The sequence below is a fragment of the Bacteroidota bacterium genome, from assembly GCA_036522515.1.
In the GTDB taxonomy this organism is placed as follows: domain Bacteria; phylum Bacteroidota; class Ignavibacteria; order UBA10030; family SZUA-254; genus VBOC01.
The window spans coordinates 388,482-404,867 of record DATDFQ010000043.1 but is presented as its reverse complement, the minus strand read 5'-3'; the positions used below and the strand labels follow the sequence as shown (position 1 = coordinate 404,867).

Below are 16,386 nucleotides of genomic sequence, written 5' to 3'. Positions count from 1 at the left end.
CTCGGGCGATCGATCGGACACTCGTTGCCGGGTCGTCTAATGGCAGGACAGCGGCCTTTGGAGCCGTCAGTGGAGGTTCGACTCCTCCCCCGGCAGCACGGACTCAACAGGACAACTACTTGGAGTACATGAACGTGGCGAGAATCAGAGCAGGCGAACTAGAGTTAAAAGACCGGTTGGTTCATATCAACCGGGTTGCGAAAGTCGTGAAGGGCGGCAGGCGCTTCAGCTTCAGCGCGATCGTCGTCGTCGGAGACGGGAACGGGCATGTCGGCATCGGGCTCGGCAAGGCGAACGAAGTCCAGGACGCGATCTCCAAGGGAATCGACGACGCGAAGAAGAATATCGTGACGGTGCCGGTGGTGAACGGAACGATCCCCCATGCCATCACCGCGAAGTTCGGAGCGTCGAAAGTTCTGCTGAAACCGGCTTCTCCCGGAACCGGCCTCATTGCCGGCGGCGGCGTGCGCGCGGTTCTCGAATCCGCCGGTATCAAGGATATTCTGACGAAATCGATCGGATCTTCCAACCCTCATAACGTGGTGAAGGCCACCCTCCAGGGACTCCTCTCGCTGATCGACGCGCGAACCATGGCGCAACGGCGCGGAATGTCTCTCGGGGAACTGTTCAGGACCCCGGCCAAAACCACCGAAGCCGTGAATTGATTATGACTCGAAAACTCAAAATTACACAGGTCGTCAGCCAGATCGATTGCCTCAAATCGCACAAACGCACGATCGAGGCTCTCGGATTGGGCAGGCCGAACTACTCCGTGATCAAGACCGATTCTCCCCAGATTCGCGGGATGATCAACAAGGTCAAGTATCTGGTCAAGGTCGAGGAGGTGGGCTAGAACGATGACCGACTCGATGCTGAGCAATCTCCATCCCGCCAAGGGCTCCCGGAAGCGCGTGAAGCGGATCGGGCGCGGCCAGGGATCCGGACACGGCGGGACCGCCACACGCGGCCACAAGGGCGAAGGCGCCCGCTCGGGCAGGCACGACCGCCCGTGGTTCGAGGGGGGACAAATGCCGCTCGTCCGGCGCGTCCCGAAATTCGGATTCACGAGCCCGTTCAAGGTGGAGTTTCAGACCGTGAACGTGGCGACCCTCGAGCGCCTCACCGCAGCCGGCAAGATCGCGGAAGGGAAAGTCGACCCCGCGATCCTGTACAAGCTCGGAGTTCTCTCGAAGAAGCACGTGCCGGTGAAGATCCTGGGCGACGGCGAATTGAAGTCGACCCTGGAGGTCTCCGCGCAGGCGTTCAGCAAGAGCGCGGTGCTGAAAATCGAGAGTGCCGGCGGCAAGGCGCTGACAGTCAAGCGGTCCGGAACTTAGTGCATGGCGAAGTTAAGCGAGAGCTTTCGGAACATCTTCAAGATTCAGGAACTACGCCAGCGAATCCTGTTTACAGCCGGGCTCCTGGTCGTCGTCCGGTTCGGGGCGCACGTGACGATTCCGGGCGTCGACGCGAAGGTCCTGTCGGAGGTCATGCGCAACCAGACCTCCAACACCCTGTTCGGCCTCTACGACCTCTTTGTCGGGGGAGCGTTCAGCAACGCGGCGATCTTCGCGCTGGGCATCATGCCCTACATCAGCGCGTCGATCATCATCCAGCTCCTCGGCGCCGTCATTCCGTACTTCCAGAAGCTCTCGAAGGAAGGCGAAGAGGGCCGCAAGAAGATCACCCAGCTGACCCGCTACGGGACGGTCTTCATCTCCCTGCTGCAGGCGTGGGGCGTCAGCGTCCAGATCGCGAGCATGTCCCCCGCGGGAACGCCGATCGTTCCGGCGGGAGTGCAGGGTTTCGGGTTCCATGTCTCGACGATGATCATCCTGACCGCGGGAACGGTGTTCATGATGTGGCTCGGAGAGCAGATCACCGAACGCGGAATCGGCAACGGCATCTCCCTCATCATCTTTATCGGGATTATCGCCCGGTTCCCGCACGCGATCCTGGACGAGTACCAGCTCGTGAGCCAGGGGGCGCGCGGCGCGATCATCGAATTGATCATCATCGGGCTGATGGTCTTCATCGTCGCGGGAATCGTGCTTGTCACCCAGGCGACGAGAAGGATTCCCGTGCAGTACGCGAAGCGGGTCGTCGGCCGCAAGATCTACGGCGGTGTGACGCAGTATATTCCGATGCGCGTCAACACCGCGGGCGTCATGCCGATTATATTCGCGCAGGCGATCATGTTCATACCGAACACGATCCTGACGTTCTTCCCCGATAGCGAGCTCCTGCAGGGGATGGCGGGATACCTGAACTACACGTCGGTCACGTACTCGGTCGCCTACGGCCTGATGATTATTTTCTTCACCTATTTTTATACGGCGGTCGCGTTCAATCCGAAGGATGTCGCCGAAACGATGCAGAAGCAGGGCGGGTTTATTCCCGGCATCCGTCCCGGGAAGAACACCTCCGATTTCATCGACAACATCCTGACGAAAATCACGCTTCCGGGGTCCATCTTTCTGGCGATCGTCGCGATCCTGCCGGCGTTCATGATCCGGATGGGAGTGACCGCGAACTTCGCGAGCTTCTTCGGCGGAACGAGTTTGCTGATTGTCGTCGGCGTCGGCCTGGATACCCTCCAGCAGATCGAATCCCATCTGCTCATGCGGCACTACGACGGATTCATGAAGAGCGGCAAGATCAAAGGCAGAAGGATGTAATGCCGGGCGCGGGCCGCGTTGCGTGGTAGGAGATCATTAGGAAGCATGGCGAAGGCAACGATCAAGTCGCCGCAGGAAATCGAACTGATGCGAGAGTGTTGTTGGATTGTGGCGGAAGTATTGCGGATTTTGAAAAAATTCATTCAACCGGGTATCACCACCAAAGAGCTCGACGCGATGGCCGAGGAGTACATACGATCCCAGAAGGGGGAGCCCGCGTTTAAGGGCTACGGAGCGGACCCGGAGAACCGGTTCCCGGCGAGCCTCTGCACCTCCATCGACGACGAGGTGGTGCACGGGATACCGGGTTCGAGAGCGTTGCGCGAGGGGGAAATCGTCTCGCTCGACGTCGGAGTCAAGAAGAATCAGTTTTTCGGCGACGGCGCATGGACCTTCGAGGTCGGGAAGATCTCGGAGGAGAAATCCCGCCTGCTGAAACGGGCGGAAGAGTCGCTCTACAAGGGGATCGCCCAGGCCAGGGCCGGAAACAGGGTCCACGACATTTCGGCGGCCGTCCAGAGCCACGTCGAAGGCGGCGGTTTTTCGGTCGTACGGGATCTGGTGGGCCACGGCGTGGGCCGCCATCTCCACGAGGATCCGGCGATTCCCAATTACGGCCAGGCCGGTACCGGTACCGTGCTTCAGCGGGGCATGACGCTTGCGATCGAGCCGATGGTCAATCTCGGGCGGTACCCGGTGCGCGTCGATCGCGACGGATGGACGATCCGCACGGCCGACGGCCAGCCCTCGGCCCATTTTGAGCATACGATCCTGGTGACCGACACCGAACCAGAAATTCTCACCGTCTAGTCCGGTTGATGGCGAAACAGGGTCCGATCACCATGGATGGAATCATTACCGAGACGCTTCCGAACGCGATGTTCCGGGTGCGGCTCGATAATGGACATGAGATTCTGGCGGTGATTTCCGGTAAAATGCGCATGCATTATATCAAAATTCTGGTGGGCGACAAGGTGACGGTTGAGATGTCACCGTATGACCTCAGCAAGGGCAGAATCACCTACCGGTACAAATAGAAGGGGTTGCGATGAAGGTACGATCATCGGTGAAGCGCTTATGTGAAAATTGCAAGATTATCCGACGCAAGGGCGTCGTGCGCGTGATCTGCAAGAACCCGAAGCACAAGCAACGTCAGGGATAATAACTCGAAAGGATTGTAAAGCGTGGCGCGTATAGCTGGAATCGACTTACCGAAGAACAAGCGTGCGGAGATCGGGCTGACCTATATTTTCGGCCTCGGCAGAACGAGCGCCCTGAAGATCCTTGAGCAGGCGGGAATCGAACCCGGGAAGCGCGTGGCCGAGTTGAACGACGAGGAAGTGGCCAGGATCCGCTCGATCATCACCTCCGACTACAAGGTGGAGGGAGCCCTGCGCAGCGAAGTCCAGATGAACATCAAGCGATTGATGGACATCAACTCCTACAGGGGATTACGCCACCGCAAGGGCCTGCCCGTCCGCGGCCAGCGAACCCGCACGAATGCCCGCTCCAGGAAGGGCAAGCGAAAGACAGTTGCAGGAAAGAAGAAGGTACTGGCCAAGAAGTAATCAACCAAGCGAGCAACCCAATGGCAAAACCAACAACGCCGTCCGGCCAGCAGTCCGGCGCGGCCAAGAAAAAAAAGAAGATCCAGGTCGACGTCACCGGCAAGGCGTACATCAAGGCGACGTTCAACAACGTGATGGTGACGATCACCGATGTCTACGGCAACGTCATCAGCTGGTCTTCCGCCGGCCGCAACGGCTTCAAAGGGTCACGGAAGAACACGCCGTTCGCCGCGCAGGTGACTGCGGAAGCCGCGGCCAAGGAAGCGTTCAGCCTCGGATTGCGCAAAGTCGACGTCTACGTCAAGGGGCCCGGGTCCGGGCGCGAGGCCGGAATCCGGTCCCTCCAGATGGTCGGGATCGAAGTTCTGAGCATCCGTGACATCACCCCGATACCGCATAACGGCTGCCGGCCGCCGAAGCGCCGCCGCGTCTAGCACCCCGGCGCACACACTGTTGCAGAAGCGCACCACTTCCTTCCGGGCGACCGGGAGGTTGTTCATCCAAGCAGAAGGAGATCATGGGCAGATATATCGAAGCAAGTTGCAGACTTTGTAGACGAGAGAGGCAGAAGCTATTTCTCAAGGGCACGAAGTGTTTCACGGAGAAGTGCCCCGTGGAGCGGCGCGCGTACCCCCCGGGCCAGCACGGCCAGAACCGGCGGCAGAAGATCTCCGAATACGGCGTCCAGCTCCGTGAAAAACAGAAGATCCGGCGGATGTACGGCCTGATGGAGGAGCAGTTCCGCAATTACTTCGAAAAGGCGCTCCGGAAAACGGGACGGACCGGCGAAACGCTCGTCAAGATGCTCGAGTGCCGCCTCGATAATGTCGTCTACCGGCTCGGGTTCGCCCCCTCGCGGAAAGCCGGGCGGCAGTTGATCGTCCACGGCCACCTGATGGTGAACAATAAGGTCGTGAACGTCCCCTCGTACCTGCTCCGGGCGGGCGATATCGTCCAGATCCGCGAGAAGAGCAAAAAGCTCGACGTCATCCATTCGTCGATGAAGCGGATGAAGGACAGCGCGATGCTTCCGTGGCTGAGTCTCGACAAAGCCGCAATGTCCGGCACCTTCCTGAGCATCCCGGAACGGGCGGACATCCCGCTGAACTTCAATGAACAGCTTATCGTCGAGCTCTATTCCAAGTAACGCGATCCGAATGAACGATAGTCGTGATTCGTATTCGATTGTTGATGAATTTGCAACTCGGGAGAAATTGATATGGTAGGAACAAATTTTCAGATGCCGGAGAAGGTTCAGCTCGACGAGACGTCGTACTCGAACACGTTCGGGCGGTTTGTCCTTCAGCCGCTCGAGAAGGGGTTCGGAGTGACGATCGGAAACGCCTTCCGCCGCGTCCTGCTTTCGTCCCTTCCCGGCACGGCGTTTACCGCCATCCGGATCGAGGGTGTGCTCCATGAATTTTCGAGCATCCCGGGGGCCGTCGAGGACGTCGCCGAGATTATTCTGAACCTCAAATCCGTGCGGATGAAGCTGCTCAACAAGAAGCTGGCAAAGGTCGTCGTGGATTTGAAGGGGGCGAAGGATGTGACCGCCGCCGACATCCAGAAGGCGAACCCGGAAATCGAAATCCTCAATCCGAACCAGCATATCGTCACCCTGAACGCGGGCGCCGCGTTCGAAATGGAGCTCCGCGTCGGCCGCGGCAAGGGCTACGTGCCGGCGGAGGAGAACAAGCTCCCCGATCAGACCACCGGCGTGATCACGATCGACTCGATCTTCACTCCGATCCGGAACGTGAAGTTTCACGTGGAGACGACCCGGGTGGGGCAGCAGACGGATTACGAAAAACTCGTTCTCGAAGTCGAGACGGACGGATCGATCGCACCCGACGATGCGCTTGCGCAGGGCGCGAACATCCTCAAAGACCACATCCAGCTCTTCCTCAGCTTCGACATCGAAACCGAGGCGGCTGAGGAGATGCTCGAGAAGGATTCCGAATTCGCAAGGATCCGGAAGATCCTTCAGATGAACGTCGATGAACTCGAACTCTCGGTCCGCTCCCACAACTGCCTCCGGGCCGCGAACATCAAGACGATCGCCGACCTTGTCAGGCGCGGCGAACCGGAGCTGCTGAAGTTCCGGAACTTCGGGCGCAAGTCCCTCGCGGAGCTCTCGGAGATCATCGAACAGTTCGGGCTCAGCTTCGGGATGGATGTCGAGAAGTACCTTCACGATGCCAACAACTAGGACGGCCGCACCATGCGACATCGAAAATCTGGAAGAAAACTAAAGCGGACCGCCAGCCACAGAAAGGCGACTCTGAACGCCCTCTGTACCGCGCTGTTCCGGCATAAGAAGATCCGCACAACGCTGGCCAAGGCGAAGGAAACGCGGATGGTCGCGGAGAAGCTCCTCACCCGGGCCAAGAATGCGGCGGCCGAAGGGAGCATCGCCAACAATGTCCACGCGCGCCGGCAGGTTGCCCGGTTCATCAAGGACCGTGAGGTGGTAAAGGAGTTGTTCGGCGAGATCGCCACGAAGATCGGGAACCGGCCGGGAGGATATACCCGTGTGGTGAAGCTGGGCCGGCGCTTCGGCGACGGCGGCGAGGTCGCGATCATCGAGCTCGTCGATTTCAATACCGGCGAGGCTCCCGCGAAGAAAGCCAAGGCCGCGAAGGAATCGAAGAAGGGCGCCCAGAAGGAAGCCAAAAAGGAGGCGGACAAGGAAGTGAAGAAGGAACGCAGGAAGGGGAAGACGGAAGAAGCGGCCGCGGAGAAGGAATCGAAACCGGCCTGATTTCCAGGTGTTCCAGGAGTGGCAGCGGCGAGGGTTCCGGATCATACGGAGCCCTCTTTCATTTCTATCCCCTCTCCCCAAATTGATTCTCCATCACGAAATCCGTATGTTAATCCAACCAGAATCCCGAAAAAAGGCGTAGATGACGTATCCGTTCGGTGAAATAGAGAGGAGGTGGCAGCAGAAATGGGAGGAAGAGCGCACGTTCGCCACTCCGGACGATTCTTCAAAACGGAAACTCTACATCCTCGACATGTTCCCCTATCCGTCGGGGGCCGGCCTCCACGTCGGCCATCCCGAAGGGTATACGGCCACGGATATCTATTGCCGCTACAAGCGAATGAAGGGGTTCAACGTGATGCATCCCATGGGCTGGGATGCGTTCGGCCTTCCGGCGGAGCGATATGCGATGCAGACGGGGATTCCTCCCGGCACCACCACCCAGCAGAATATCTCGACATTCAGGCGGCAGATCAAGATGCTGGGCCTCTCCTATGACTGGTCGAGGGAAATCAACACGACCGACCCCTCCTATTACAAATGGACCCAGTGGATCTTCCTCAAGCTCTTCAACGCGTGGTACGACCCGGAAACGGGCAGGGCACGGTCCATCGACGAACTCCCTCTCCCCCCCGGGTTATCCGAAACCGGGAGGTACGAATATATGGCCGCGAGGCGGCTTGCCTACCGGGCCGAACTCCCTGTAAACTGGTGTGAGGCGCTGGGGACCGTTCTCGCAAACGAGGAAGTCGCCGAATGGGTGGAGAAGGGCTATACGGTCGAGCGGCGGCTCATGCGTCAATGGGTGCTCCGGATAACCGCCTTCGCTGACCGCCTGGAGCATGACCTTGAGGGCCTGGATTGGCCCCCCGGGATTATCGAGATGCAGAGGAATTGGATCGGGAGGTCGGAAGGGGCGGAAATCGACTTTCCCGTCTGTAATTCAGAATTTTCACTCAGAGTCTATACGACTCGCGCCGACACGATATTCGGAGCATCCTACGTTGTGCTTGCCCCGGAGCACGAGTTGGTCGACCGGGTGACAACTCCGGAGCACCGGAGCATGGTTGACGAATATCGGGGGTCTACCCGGTTGAAAAGCGATCTCGAAAGGACGGCTACCGGAAAGGAAAAATCGGGTGTCTTCACGGGCGGATTTGCGCTCAATCCCGCGACAAACGCTCCGGTTCCGATCTGGATCGCCGATTATGTACTCCTGAGCTATGGAACGGGAGCGATCATGGCAGTTCCGGGGCACGATGATCGCGATTTTGAGTTCGCCGAAAAGTACAAGCTCCCGATCCTGAAAGTGGTGGAGGGGGGCGCTCCGACATCGGTCCCCTACTGCGGCGACGGCGTCGCCGTAAATTCCACAAGCGAACGGATCTCTCTGAACGGGCTGACGACGGCGGATGCGAAGAAGCGGATGCTCGCGTGGCTTGAGGCGGGGGGGTACGGGAGACGGGCCGTCAAGTACCGTCTCCGCGACTGGCTCTTCTCCCGGCAGCGCTACTGGGGTGAACCGTTCCCCCTGATTTACCTTGAGGACGGGACCGTCCGGGCTCTCCCGGAATCGTCCCTCCCGGTGGTCCTCCCGGAACTGGGCTCCTCCGTGAGCGTCAAGGACGGGAGGTCGCCCCTGGAGTCGATCGAATCGTGGGTGCGAACGACCGACCCGGCGACCGGAAAGCCCGCCCGGCGGGAGACGCACACCATGCCCCAATGGGCCGGCTCGTGCTGGTACTACCTGCGGTACCTCGATCCGCATAACGACAAGGAGTTCGTCTCACGCGAGAAGGAACGGTACTGGATGCCGGTCGACCTCTACGTCGGGGGCGCGGAACACGCGGTGCTTCACCTGCTGTATGCCCGGTTCTGGCACAAAGCGCTCCATGATCTCGGGTACCTGGCGACGAACGAGCCGTTCGCGAGGCTGATCAACCAGGGGACGATCCTGGGTGAGAACGGCGTCAAGATGTCCAAGTCGCTCAATAATGTCGTGAACCCGGACGAGGTGGTCGGGGAGTACGGAGCGGACTCCCTCCGCCTGTTCGAGATGTTCATGGGACCGCTTGTCGATTCGAAACCCTGGTCGACCCGGGGCGTCGAAGGGGTGCACCGTTTTCTGAACCGCGCCTACCGGATGATCCTTGATGAAGAGGGGAAGCTGCTTCCTTCCGTCCGGGATGCGGCCCCGAACCCCGCGCAGGAGAGGCTTCTTCACGAGACCGTCAAAAAGGTGACGGGGGATATCGAAGGGCTGAACTTCAACACGGCGATTTCCCAGATGATGATTTTTGTGAACGAGTTCCTGAACGCCGATCCGAAGCCCCGCGCGGCGATGGAGACCTTCGTTCTCCTCCTTTCCCCGTTCGCCCCGCATCTGGCGGAAGAACTCTGGAAGGAGCTCGGGCACGGGAACTCCCTGGCGTACGAGGCCTGGCCGTCGTTCGACGAATCGAAAATTGCGGTCGATTCGGTGGAAATCATCATCCAGATCAACGGAAAAGTCCGGTCGAAGTTCCGCGCACCGGTCGATTCCGGCGAGGAGGCTCTCAAGAAGCTGGTCCACGGAGACGCGAACGTTCAGCGGCACCTGCAAGGCCGGACAATCGTCAAAACGGTGATCGTAAAGAACAAGCTCGTCAGCCTGGTGACCGGATAGCGGCATGGAGAGGCTTTCGGTGGTCGTCATCACGTTCAACGAGGAAAAGAACATCGAACGGTGCCTCCGGAGCGTGCGATGGGCCGACGAGGTTCTGCTGGTCGATTCGTTCAGTTCTGACCGGACGGTGGAGCTGGCGAGGAAACATGCGGATACCGTCATTCAACATGAATTCGACGGCGACATCCCGCAGCGGGAGAGAGGGTTTGCCGCCGCCACCGGGTCGTGGTTTCTCTACGTCGATGCGGACGAAGAGGCGACCCCGGAACTCGAGGCGGAGATTCGCGCCGTTCTGGCTTCTCCCGATGCCGCGGCCGGCTATGAGATCCCGCGAAAGGTGTTCATTTTCGGCGCGCGGATTGCCCACGGAGGCTGGCAACCCGATTACGCGTTCCGCTTGTTCCGCCGCGGCCTGTACCGGGCGGAGGCAGCGGAAGTACACGGCGGTTTCACCGTGGACGGACCGCGGGGAAGGCTCTCCGGCTTCCTGAACCACTACACCTACGAAACGATCGGCCAGTATGTCGCCAAGATGAATGACTACACCTCCCTCCAGGTTTCGAACAAGCTGAAGGAGGGGACGCCCTCCCGCGTGGGCGCCGGCCGGTTGTTCCTGAGTCCCTGTTCGCACTTCCTGAGGAAATATTTCTCAAACGGAGGATATCGCGACGGCTTTTACGGTTTCCTCCTCGCGGTGCTGGGAGCGATCTACACGCTCGCGCTCTACGCGAAGTTGTGGGAGTATCAGGGGCGCGAACGGGAGGGAAAAGGTTTCTTACCCCCGATCACCAACGTCGAACTCCGGCGGCTCAAGCGCCCGTGAGACCGTCAGAACCGGGGACCCTCCCCTGAAAAACTCCCTCACCCTGGTGATCGCCGTCTACAACCAGACGCGGTACCTCGAATATATCTTCGCGGCGCTCCGCCGCCAGACGATGCGCGGGTTCGAAGTCCTCATCGCGGACGACGGCTCGGGACCGGAGATGGCCGAGCTTATCGAACGCACCCGTCCCGGCCTCCCGTTTCCGGTCCGGCACCTCTGGCAGGAAGACAAGGGATTTCGCAAGAATGTCATGCTCAACAAGGCGATCTCCGCGTCGGAGACCGGATACCTGGTCTTCATCGACGGCGATTGTGTTCCGCACCACCGGTTTCTTCAGGACCATCAGGAGAACAGGGTGCCACGGTCCGTCCTCTGCGGCCGGAGAGTGAATCTCAGCCGGCAGATCACCGACCGGTTGACGCCCGAAGACGCCGCGTCCGGCGCGATCGGGAAGATCTCCCCCCGACTTCTCCTCGACGGCCTGATGGCGCGCAGCAGCAACCTGGAGGACGGCCTCAGGATAGAGAACCCGGTTCTCCGCCGCCTTCTCCACCGGAACAAGGCGCGGATCCTGGGCTGCAATTTCTCCGTGGAACGGAGCCTCCTCGAACAGATCAACGGCTTCGACGAGTCGTACCGGGCGCCCGGCCTCGGCGAGGATACGGATGTCGCGTTTCGTCTCGAATTGCTCGGGACGAGGTTCGTGACGCTCCGCTACCTCGCGGTCCTCTACCACCTCTACCATCCGCCCACAAGCGTCGGCCCCGAAAACCTCCGTATCTACGAACAGGCGGTGAAGGAGAGGAACCCCGTCTGTGCGCACGGGCTCCGGCAGATCTTCCGGGTCCCGGTCCGGTGAGGAATTTCCGGACATACCTCCGCATCGTCCATTATGCGAGGCCGTACTGGAAGCACATCTCTCTCTCCATCTTCTGCACGGTTCTCTATTCGATCCTGAGCGGCGTTTCGATTTACCTTTTCATCCCGCTCCTCAATATCCTGTTCGGTTCGCCGGCGTCAGGCCAGGCGCCAACCCAGACGACCCCTGTCCCGTTCGGGCTTTCGGATCTGCTCGGGGGGATCAAGGAATCGTTTCTCCACTTCATGCTCGCCGGAACACAGATGGAAGCGCTCTTCCGGATCTGCGCGATCATCATCGTGGCATTTCTCCTCAAGAATTTCTTCGGCTACATGCAGTCGTATCTGATGAACTTCGCGGAAGAAGGGGTGATCAAGGACCTGAGGAACGCGCTCTACCGGCACCTGCACGACCTCCCGCTCGCGTACTTCACGAACGAGCGGACCGGGGAGTTGATCTCGCGCATGACAAACGACGTCTCCATCCTGAACGGGGGAATCAGCGCCCTCTTCGTCACGCTCATCCGGGAGCCGCTCCTGATCATCGTCTTTCTGGGGCTCGCGTTCGCGTTGAGCTGGAAGCTCACGCTCATTTCGCTCGTGGTCTTCCCCTTTTCGCTTTCTGTTATCAGCTGGATCGGCATCCGCCTGCACCGAGAACGCGGGGTTTCACAGGAGCGGTTGGCGGACATCTCGTCGGTCCTTCAGGAGACGATCTCGGGCGTGAAGGTGGTGAAGGCGTTCGCGATGGAGGATTTTGAGAACGCGAAATTCAACAGGTTCACGCAAAAGTATTTTGCCGCGCTCATCAAGATCACGCGGATCAGGGACCTCGCCTCGCCGATGACCGAAATCCTCAGCGTCGCGGCGGGGACGGTCATCATCTGGTACGGGGGAAGGCAGATCCTGATCGAGCACACGCTCGACGCCGGGGCATTCCTCAGCTTCCTCTTCATCATCTTTCAGGTCATGCCCCCGGTCAAGGAACTGACGAACGTCAACAACCGCATTCAGGAAGCCAGCGCGGCGGGCGAGCGGATCTTCGAGATCCTGGACCGCCGCCCTTCGATCGCCAACGCGCCTGATCCGGTGCGGCTGGAGAAATTCACGACGGGGATCGAATACAGGAACGTCTCCTTCTCCTACGACGGAGACGACCGGGTCCTGACGGGGATCAACCTCACGATCCGGAAAGGCGAAGTCGTCGCCATCGTCGGTCCGAGCGGCACCGGAAAAACCACGCTCGTCGATCTTCTGCCCCGGTTCTACGATCCCACCGCCGGGGGAATCGCGATCGACGGGATCGACCTGCGGAAGCTCGATTTGCGCTCTCTGCGCGAAAACATCGGGATCGTCACGCAGGAAACGGTCCTCTTCAACGACACCGTGCGGAATAACATCGCGTACGGGCTGGAGCAGTGCCCTCTGGAGGACGTCATCACGGCCGCGAAGACGTCGAACTCGCACGAGTTCATCATGGCCATGCCGCTCCAGTACGAAAGCGTGATCGGGGAGAGGGGGGTAAAGCTCTCCGGCGGCGAGCGCCAGCGCCTCTCGCTGGCCCGCGCCATTCTCAAGAATCCCCCCATCCTGATTCTCGACGAGGCGACATCGGCGCTCGACACCGAGTCCGAACAACTCGTCCAGGACGCGATCGACCGTCTGATGTCCGGCAGGACCTCCGTCGTCATCGCCCACCGCCTCTCGACGGTGCAGCATGCGGACCGGATCATCGTCCTCGACAGGGGCCGGGTGGTCGAAATGGGCAAGCACGGCGAGCTGGTCGCAAACCCGTCCGGGCTCTACAGAAAGCTGTACGACCTCCAGTTTCGCGCGTAATGCCGGATTCCCTTCCGACACCCCCCGGCAAAGCGAACATCCCCGAAGCCGCCCGCCGCGTTCTCTTCGGGCTGACGATTCTCGCCGTCACGTCGGTCTCCTTCTCGGTGTTTCTCTCTTCGGTGGCGATGGGCTCCGCCATTCTCATCTGGTTGTGGCTGCTCGTCACGGCGAAATGGGATGCGTTTCCCCGGACGGAACTCGACCTCCTGTTTCTCCTCTATCTTGCCGCCGAGCTCCTTGCCACCGCGTTCTCGGGGGATCCACTGGCTTCGTTCGTCAACACCAAGCGCTTTTTTCTCATCTCATTCGTCTACCTGATCCTGCTCGGCACGGCGGGCCGGCGGGGGCTCGCGATCGCGGTGGCCGTTCCGGTCTGCGCCGCGTCCCTCTTTTCGTTTGTCGAACTCCTCTCGCTCACCTCCGTCGGCGGACACTACGCCCGTCTTTCGCTCTTCCAGTACTTCCTCACGGAAGGGGGGATTAAGATGATCCTCCTGCTCGTCATCACTCCGTTTGTCATCCACCCGGCCACGCCCCGCCGGTGGAGGCTGGCGGCGATCATCGGCTCGGTCCCGCTGGCTGCCGGGCTTGTCCTCACGCAGAGCCGGAGCGCGTGGCTCGGGCTTGTCGCCGGCCTTCTGGCGATCGGAATCCTTCAGAATAAGAAGCTGATCCTTGTCCTGATTCTTCTCATCGCGCTTTTTCTCGTCGCGGCTCCGGCGGATTTCCAGGCGAGAGCCCGGAGCATTTTCGATCCGTCGATGTCTTCAAATCTCAGCCGGATCCATATGGTCACGACGGGTTGGAGGATGTTCCTGGACCGGCCCTTCTCCGGCACGGGGGACATCGATCTCAAGCGGCTGTACGTTACGTATACGAAGCCGATCGAAGAGGGGGAGGGGGGTCACCTCCACAACAACGCGATGATGCTCCTCGTGACGCTCGGGATCCCGGGGGCGCTGGCGACCCTCGCCCTCTTTACAAAAATTTTTCTCCTGGAGCTTCGCGCGGTCAGGGAAACGGGCAGAGACTGGCTGCTCGGGAGCCTCGCGGTCGGCTGCCTTGCGGCCTACATCGGTTTTCAGGTGAACGGCCTGTTCGAATGGAATTTCGGCGACCATGAGATCGCGGTGCTTCTCTGGTTCACCGTCGGAGTGGCGCTTCTCTGCAGGAAGATGGCGGAAGCCGGCGGAAACCCGCTGCTCCCCATGAAAGGAAACGCCCCGTGAGGCAGGGTACGTTTCCGCTCTCCGTCATCGTCATTGCGCGGAACGAAGAGAGGAACATCGCCGAGTGTCTCAAGAGTGTCGACTGGGCGGACGATCTCGTGGTCGTCGACGCCGAGAGTTCCGACCGGACCGCGGAGCTCGCGCGCCGGTTTACCGGGAAGGTGTTCGTCACACCCTGGAGAGGGTTCTCGGAGGCGAAAGAGCTCGCGCTCCGGCACGCGTCAAACGAGTGGGTTCTCTGGCTCGACGCGGATGAGCGGGTTCCGGCCGGACTTCAGGCCGAGATCAGGGAGTCGTTGAAAGACGGCGCACCGGCATTCGCCGGATTCACCGTCGCCCGGAGGGCCTACTTCCTCGGCAAGTGGATCCGGCATTGCGGATGGTATCCCGGATTGGTCCTGCGGCTCTTCCGGAAAGAGGCGGGCGCGTTCAGCCGGTCGCGGGTGCACGAGCGGCTGGAGCTCCGGGGGCCGGCCGGAAGGTTGAAGCACGACCTCCTCCATTTCACCGACGAGACGCTCTATCATTACTTCTCGAAATTCAATTCATACACGTCGCTTGCCGCGGCGGATGCGCACGAAGCCGGGAAGAGCTGCTCGGCGTACGACCTCCTGGTGAGGCCGCCCTACCTGTTTTTCAAGATGTACGTTCTCCGCCGGGGGTTCCTGGACGGGATGCACGGCCTGGTTCTCTCGCTCTGCTCCGCGTCGTATGTCTTCGTCAAGTACGCGAAGCTGAAAGAGCTCGCGGCGGGTTCCCCCGCAAGGGCGGGAAGCTCTCCGGAGAAGGCGGGCTGATGGCGGGCGGAAGCGGGCTCCTGTCACGGGGCCGGGACAGCGCCGCAGAGGCCGGCATGCGGGTGCTGGAGCGACTCTTCGGGCAGGAGGTTCTTCCGCCGGAGGCAGTCGATCGAAATTCGATCCGGTCGATCCTGGTCGTCCGGCAGCACGACCAGCTCGGTGACTTCCTCCTCTCCACCCCCGTGGTGCGGGCTCTCCGCGGGCATTTTCCTGCGGCCCGGATCGGGCTTCTGGTGCGCGGATACTTTCAGGGGATCGCGCGCCTCGTTCCCTCGGTCGACGAGGTCCTGGTCTACCGCGAGCGTATACCGGACTGGTCCTGGAAGAACGGCGGCTCGTTCCTTCGAGCGCTCCGCGGCCGGTGGGACCTCGCGGTCGTGCCGACGACCGTCAGCCATTCCCTGACCAGCGACTTCCTGGCCCACTATTCCGGCGCCAGGTATCTGCTCGGTTCGGAGGCGCGGGTGTTCCGGGGGGCAACGAGGAATTTTTTTTATAATCTGGTCGCGAGGGCCTGCGATGAAGGCCGCCACCAGACACAATGTAATCTCGACATCGTCCGGCACATCGGGGTCGATACCGCCGATCCGTCTCCGAGGCTCGTCATATCCGAATCAGAGCGACATGCCGCCCTCCGCGGCCTCGCGGAGCTGGGGTTCAGGAGCGGCCTCCCGGCGGTCGCGATGCATCTCGGCGCGGGGAAGAAGCCGAACCGCTGGCCGGTGGCTCATTTTGCCGAGCTGGCACGCAGAGTTTCGGGGCCCGGCGGCGCGCAGGTGATCCTCTTCTGGGGTCCGGGAGAAGAGGAATTGCGCAGCAGGTTCGCGGAGTCAGCCGGCGTTCAAACCATCGATGCGGGGCACCCGGAGCTGGCGAGGCTGGGCGCAATCTGTGCGGAGTGCACGGCCCTCGTCTGCAACGATACGGGGATCATGCACCTGGGAGCGGCGGCTGGCGCGCCCGTTGTCGCGATTTTCGGTCCGACCGACCCGGAGATATGGAAACCTCTCGGCGCCGGAGTCATCGCTCTTCGCGCCCTTTCGCATCGAACGGAGGATGTCCCCGTCGCCGGCGCCATGAGCGCGCTCCGCTCGCTGGTGGGTGACAGGATTCCGCTTCTGCCGTAGGGGGGAACTCCTTCGTTTTGTTTCGAAACTGTTTT

Annotated in this window: 19 protein-coding genes and 1 tRNA gene; all 20 read left to right on the top strand. The window is 60.7% G+C overall.

What is annotated here, in order from left to right; genetic code table 11:
* Positions 1-25 precede the first annotated feature (25 nt).
* The 20 genes from VI215_08070 to VI215_07975 all read left to right on the top strand — a co-directional run bounded on the left by VI215_08070 (position 26) and on the right by VI215_07975 (position 16,351).
* A tRNA-Gln gene (locus VI215_08070) sits at positions 26-96 on the top strand.
* Between the two features lie 32 nt (positions 97-128).
* Complete coding sequence (gene rpsE, locus VI215_08065; protein ID HEY6192265.1) at positions 129-665, top strand: 30S ribosomal protein S5; 537 nt, start codon at positions 129-131, stop codon at positions 663-665.
* Between the two features lie 2 nt (positions 666-667).
* The gene (gene rpmD / locus VI215_08060; GenBank protein ID HEY6192264.1) at positions 668-853 is read left to right on the top strand and encodes a 50S ribosomal protein L30; all 186 of its coding nucleotides are present in this window, start codon (positions 668-670) and stop codon (positions 851-853) included.
* Between the two features lie 4 nt (positions 854-857).
* Positions 858-1,337 (top strand): 50S ribosomal protein L15, encoded by a 480-nt coding sequence (gene rplO / locus VI215_08055; protein HEY6192263.1) that lies wholly within the window; start codon positions 858-860, stop codon positions 1,335-1,337.
* A gap of 3 nt (positions 1,338-1,340) precedes the next feature.
* A complete protein-coding gene (secY, locus tag VI215_08050; protein HEY6192262.1) occupies positions 1,341-2,678 on the top strand; it encodes a preprotein translocase subunit SecY in 1,338 nt (445 codons plus the stop codon).
* A 45-nt stretch (positions 2,679-2,723) separates the two neighbouring features.
* Positions 2,724-3,488 (top strand): type I methionyl aminopeptidase, encoded by a 765-nt coding sequence (gene map, locus VI215_08045; GenBank protein HEY6192261.1) that lies wholly within the window; start codon positions 2,724-2,726, stop codon positions 3,486-3,488.
* 8 nt (positions 3,489-3,496) lie between these two features.
* Positions 3,497-3,715: a translation initiation factor IF-1 gene (gene infA / locus VI215_08040; protein ID HEY6192260.1), complete on the top strand. Its 219-nt coding sequence runs from the start codon at positions 3,497-3,499 to the stop codon at positions 3,713-3,715.
* Between the two features lie 11 nt (positions 3,716-3,726).
* Entirely contained in the window at positions 3,727-3,840 is a 114-nt protein-coding gene (gene rpmJ, locus VI215_08035; GenBank protein HEY6192259.1) for a 50S ribosomal protein L36, read from the top strand.
* A 22-nt stretch (positions 3,841-3,862) separates the two neighbouring features.
* Complete coding sequence (gene rpsM / locus VI215_08030) at positions 3,863-4,246, top strand: 30S ribosomal protein S13 (protein ID HEY6192258.1); 384 nt, start codon at positions 3,863-3,865, stop codon at positions 4,244-4,246.
* Positions 4,247-4,266: 20 nt separating this feature from the next.
* Complete coding sequence (rpsK, locus tag VI215_08025) at positions 4,267-4,680, top strand: 30S ribosomal protein S11 (protein ID HEY6192257.1); 414 nt, start codon at positions 4,267-4,269, stop codon at positions 4,678-4,680.
* Between the two features lie 83 nt (positions 4,681-4,763).
* Positions 4,764-5,393: a 30S ribosomal protein S4 gene (rpsD, locus tag VI215_08020; GenBank protein HEY6192256.1), complete on the top strand. Its 630-nt coding sequence runs from the start codon at positions 4,764-4,766 to the stop codon at positions 5,391-5,393.
* A gap of 93 nt (positions 5,394-5,486) precedes the next feature.
* Entirely contained in the window at positions 5,487-6,455 is a 969-nt protein-coding gene (locus VI215_08015; protein ID HEY6192255.1) for a DNA-directed RNA polymerase subunit alpha, read from the top strand.
* Positions 6,456-6,467: 12 nt separating this feature from the next.
* Positions 6,468-7,007: a 50S ribosomal protein L17 gene (gene rplQ, locus VI215_08010; GenBank protein HEY6192254.1), complete on the top strand. Its 540-nt coding sequence runs from the start codon at positions 6,468-6,470 to the stop codon at positions 7,005-7,007.
* 142 nt (positions 7,008-7,149) lie between these two features.
* Positions 7,150-9,672 (top strand): leucine--tRNA ligase, encoded by a 2,523-nt coding sequence (gene leuS, locus VI215_08005; GenBank protein HEY6192253.1) that lies wholly within the window; start codon positions 7,150-7,152, stop codon positions 9,670-9,672.
* Between the two features lie 4 nt (positions 9,673-9,676).
* Positions 9,677-10,495: a glycosyltransferase family 2 protein gene (locus VI215_08000; GenBank protein ID HEY6192252.1), complete on the top strand. Its 819-nt coding sequence runs from the start codon at positions 9,677-9,679 to the stop codon at positions 10,493-10,495.
* 46 nt (positions 10,496-10,541) lie between these two features.
* The gene (locus VI215_07995) at positions 10,542-11,354 is read left to right on the top strand and encodes a glycosyltransferase (GenBank protein ID HEY6192251.1); all 813 of its coding nucleotides are present in this window, start codon (positions 10,542-10,544) and stop codon (positions 11,352-11,354) included.
* Positions 11,351-13,192: an ABC transporter ATP-binding protein gene (locus VI215_07990; protein HEY6192250.1), complete on the top strand. Its 1,842-nt coding sequence runs from the start codon at positions 11,351-11,353 to the stop codon at positions 13,190-13,192. The genes VI215_07995 and VI215_07990 overlap by 4 nt, the downstream gene beginning before the upstream one ends.
* The gene (locus VI215_07985; protein HEY6192249.1) at positions 13,192-14,424 is read left to right on the top strand and encodes an O-antigen ligase family protein; all 1,233 of its coding nucleotides are present in this window, start codon (positions 13,192-13,194) and stop codon (positions 14,422-14,424) included. Before VI215_07990 ends, VI215_07985 begins: the two co-directional genes overlap by 1 nt.
* Complete coding sequence (locus VI215_07980; protein ID HEY6192248.1) at positions 14,421-15,221, top strand: glycosyltransferase family 2 protein; 801 nt, start codon at positions 14,421-14,423, stop codon at positions 15,219-15,221. Before VI215_07985 ends, VI215_07980 begins: the two co-directional genes overlap by 4 nt.
* Positions 15,221-16,351 (top strand): glycosyltransferase family 9 protein, encoded by a 1,131-nt coding sequence (locus VI215_07975; protein HEY6192247.1) that lies wholly within the window; start codon positions 15,221-15,223, stop codon positions 16,349-16,351. The genes VI215_07980 and VI215_07975 overlap by 1 nt, the downstream gene beginning before the upstream one ends.
* The last annotated feature ends 35 nt before the right edge of the window (positions 16,352-16,386 follow it).

Excerpts from the sequence above, each read along its gene's own strand:
- rpsE (HEY6192265.1), top strand. The coding sequence starts at position 129 with ATGAACGTGGCGAGAATCAGAGCAGGCGAACTAGAGTTAAAAGACCGG.
- rpmD (HEY6192264.1), top strand. The coding sequence starts at position 668 with ATGACTCGAAAACTCAAAATTACACAGGTCGTCAGCCAGATCGATTGC.
- rplO (HEY6192263.1), top strand. The coding sequence starts at position 858 with ATGACCGACTCGATGCTGAGCAATCTCCATCCCGCCAAGGGCTCCCGG.
- secY (HEY6192262.1), top strand. The coding sequence starts at position 1,341 with ATGGCGAAGTTAAGCGAGAGCTTTCGGAACATCTTCAAGATTCAGGAA.
- map (HEY6192261.1), top strand. The coding sequence starts at position 2,724 with ATGGCGAAGGCAACGATCAAGTCGCCGCAGGAAATCGAACTGATGCGA.
- infA (HEY6192260.1), top strand. The coding sequence starts at position 3,497 with ATGGCGAAACAGGGTCCGATCACCATGGATGGAATCATTACCGAGACG.
- rpmJ (HEY6192259.1), top strand. The coding sequence starts at position 3,727 with ATGAAGGTACGATCATCGGTGAAGCGCTTATGTGAAAATTGCAAGATT.
- rpsK (HEY6192257.1), top strand. The coding sequence starts at position 4,267 with ATGGCAAAACCAACAACGCCGTCCGGCCAGCAGTCCGGCGCGGCCAAG.
- rpsD (HEY6192256.1), top strand. The coding sequence starts at position 4,764 with ATGGGCAGATATATCGAAGCAAGTTGCAGACTTTGTAGACGAGAGAGG.
- VI215_08015 (HEY6192255.1), top strand. The coding sequence starts at position 5,487 with ATGCCGGAGAAGGTTCAGCTCGACGAGACGTCGTACTCGAACACGTTC.
- rplQ (HEY6192254.1), top strand. The coding sequence starts at position 6,468 with ATGCGACATCGAAAATCTGGAAGAAAACTAAAGCGGACCGCCAGCCAC.
- leuS (HEY6192253.1), top strand. The coding sequence starts at position 7,150 with ATGACGTATCCGTTCGGTGAAATAGAGAGGAGGTGGCAGCAGAAATGG.
- VI215_08000 (HEY6192252.1), top strand. The coding sequence starts at position 9,677 with ATGGAGAGGCTTTCGGTGGTCGTCATCACGTTCAACGAGGAAAAGAAC.
- VI215_07985 (HEY6192249.1), top strand. The coding sequence starts at position 13,192 with ATGCCGGATTCCCTTCCGACACCCCCCGGCAAAGCGAACATCCCCGAA.
- VI215_07975 (HEY6192247.1), top strand. The coding sequence starts at position 15,221 with ATGGCGGGCGGAAGCGGGCTCCTGTCACGGGGCCGGGACAGCGCCGCA.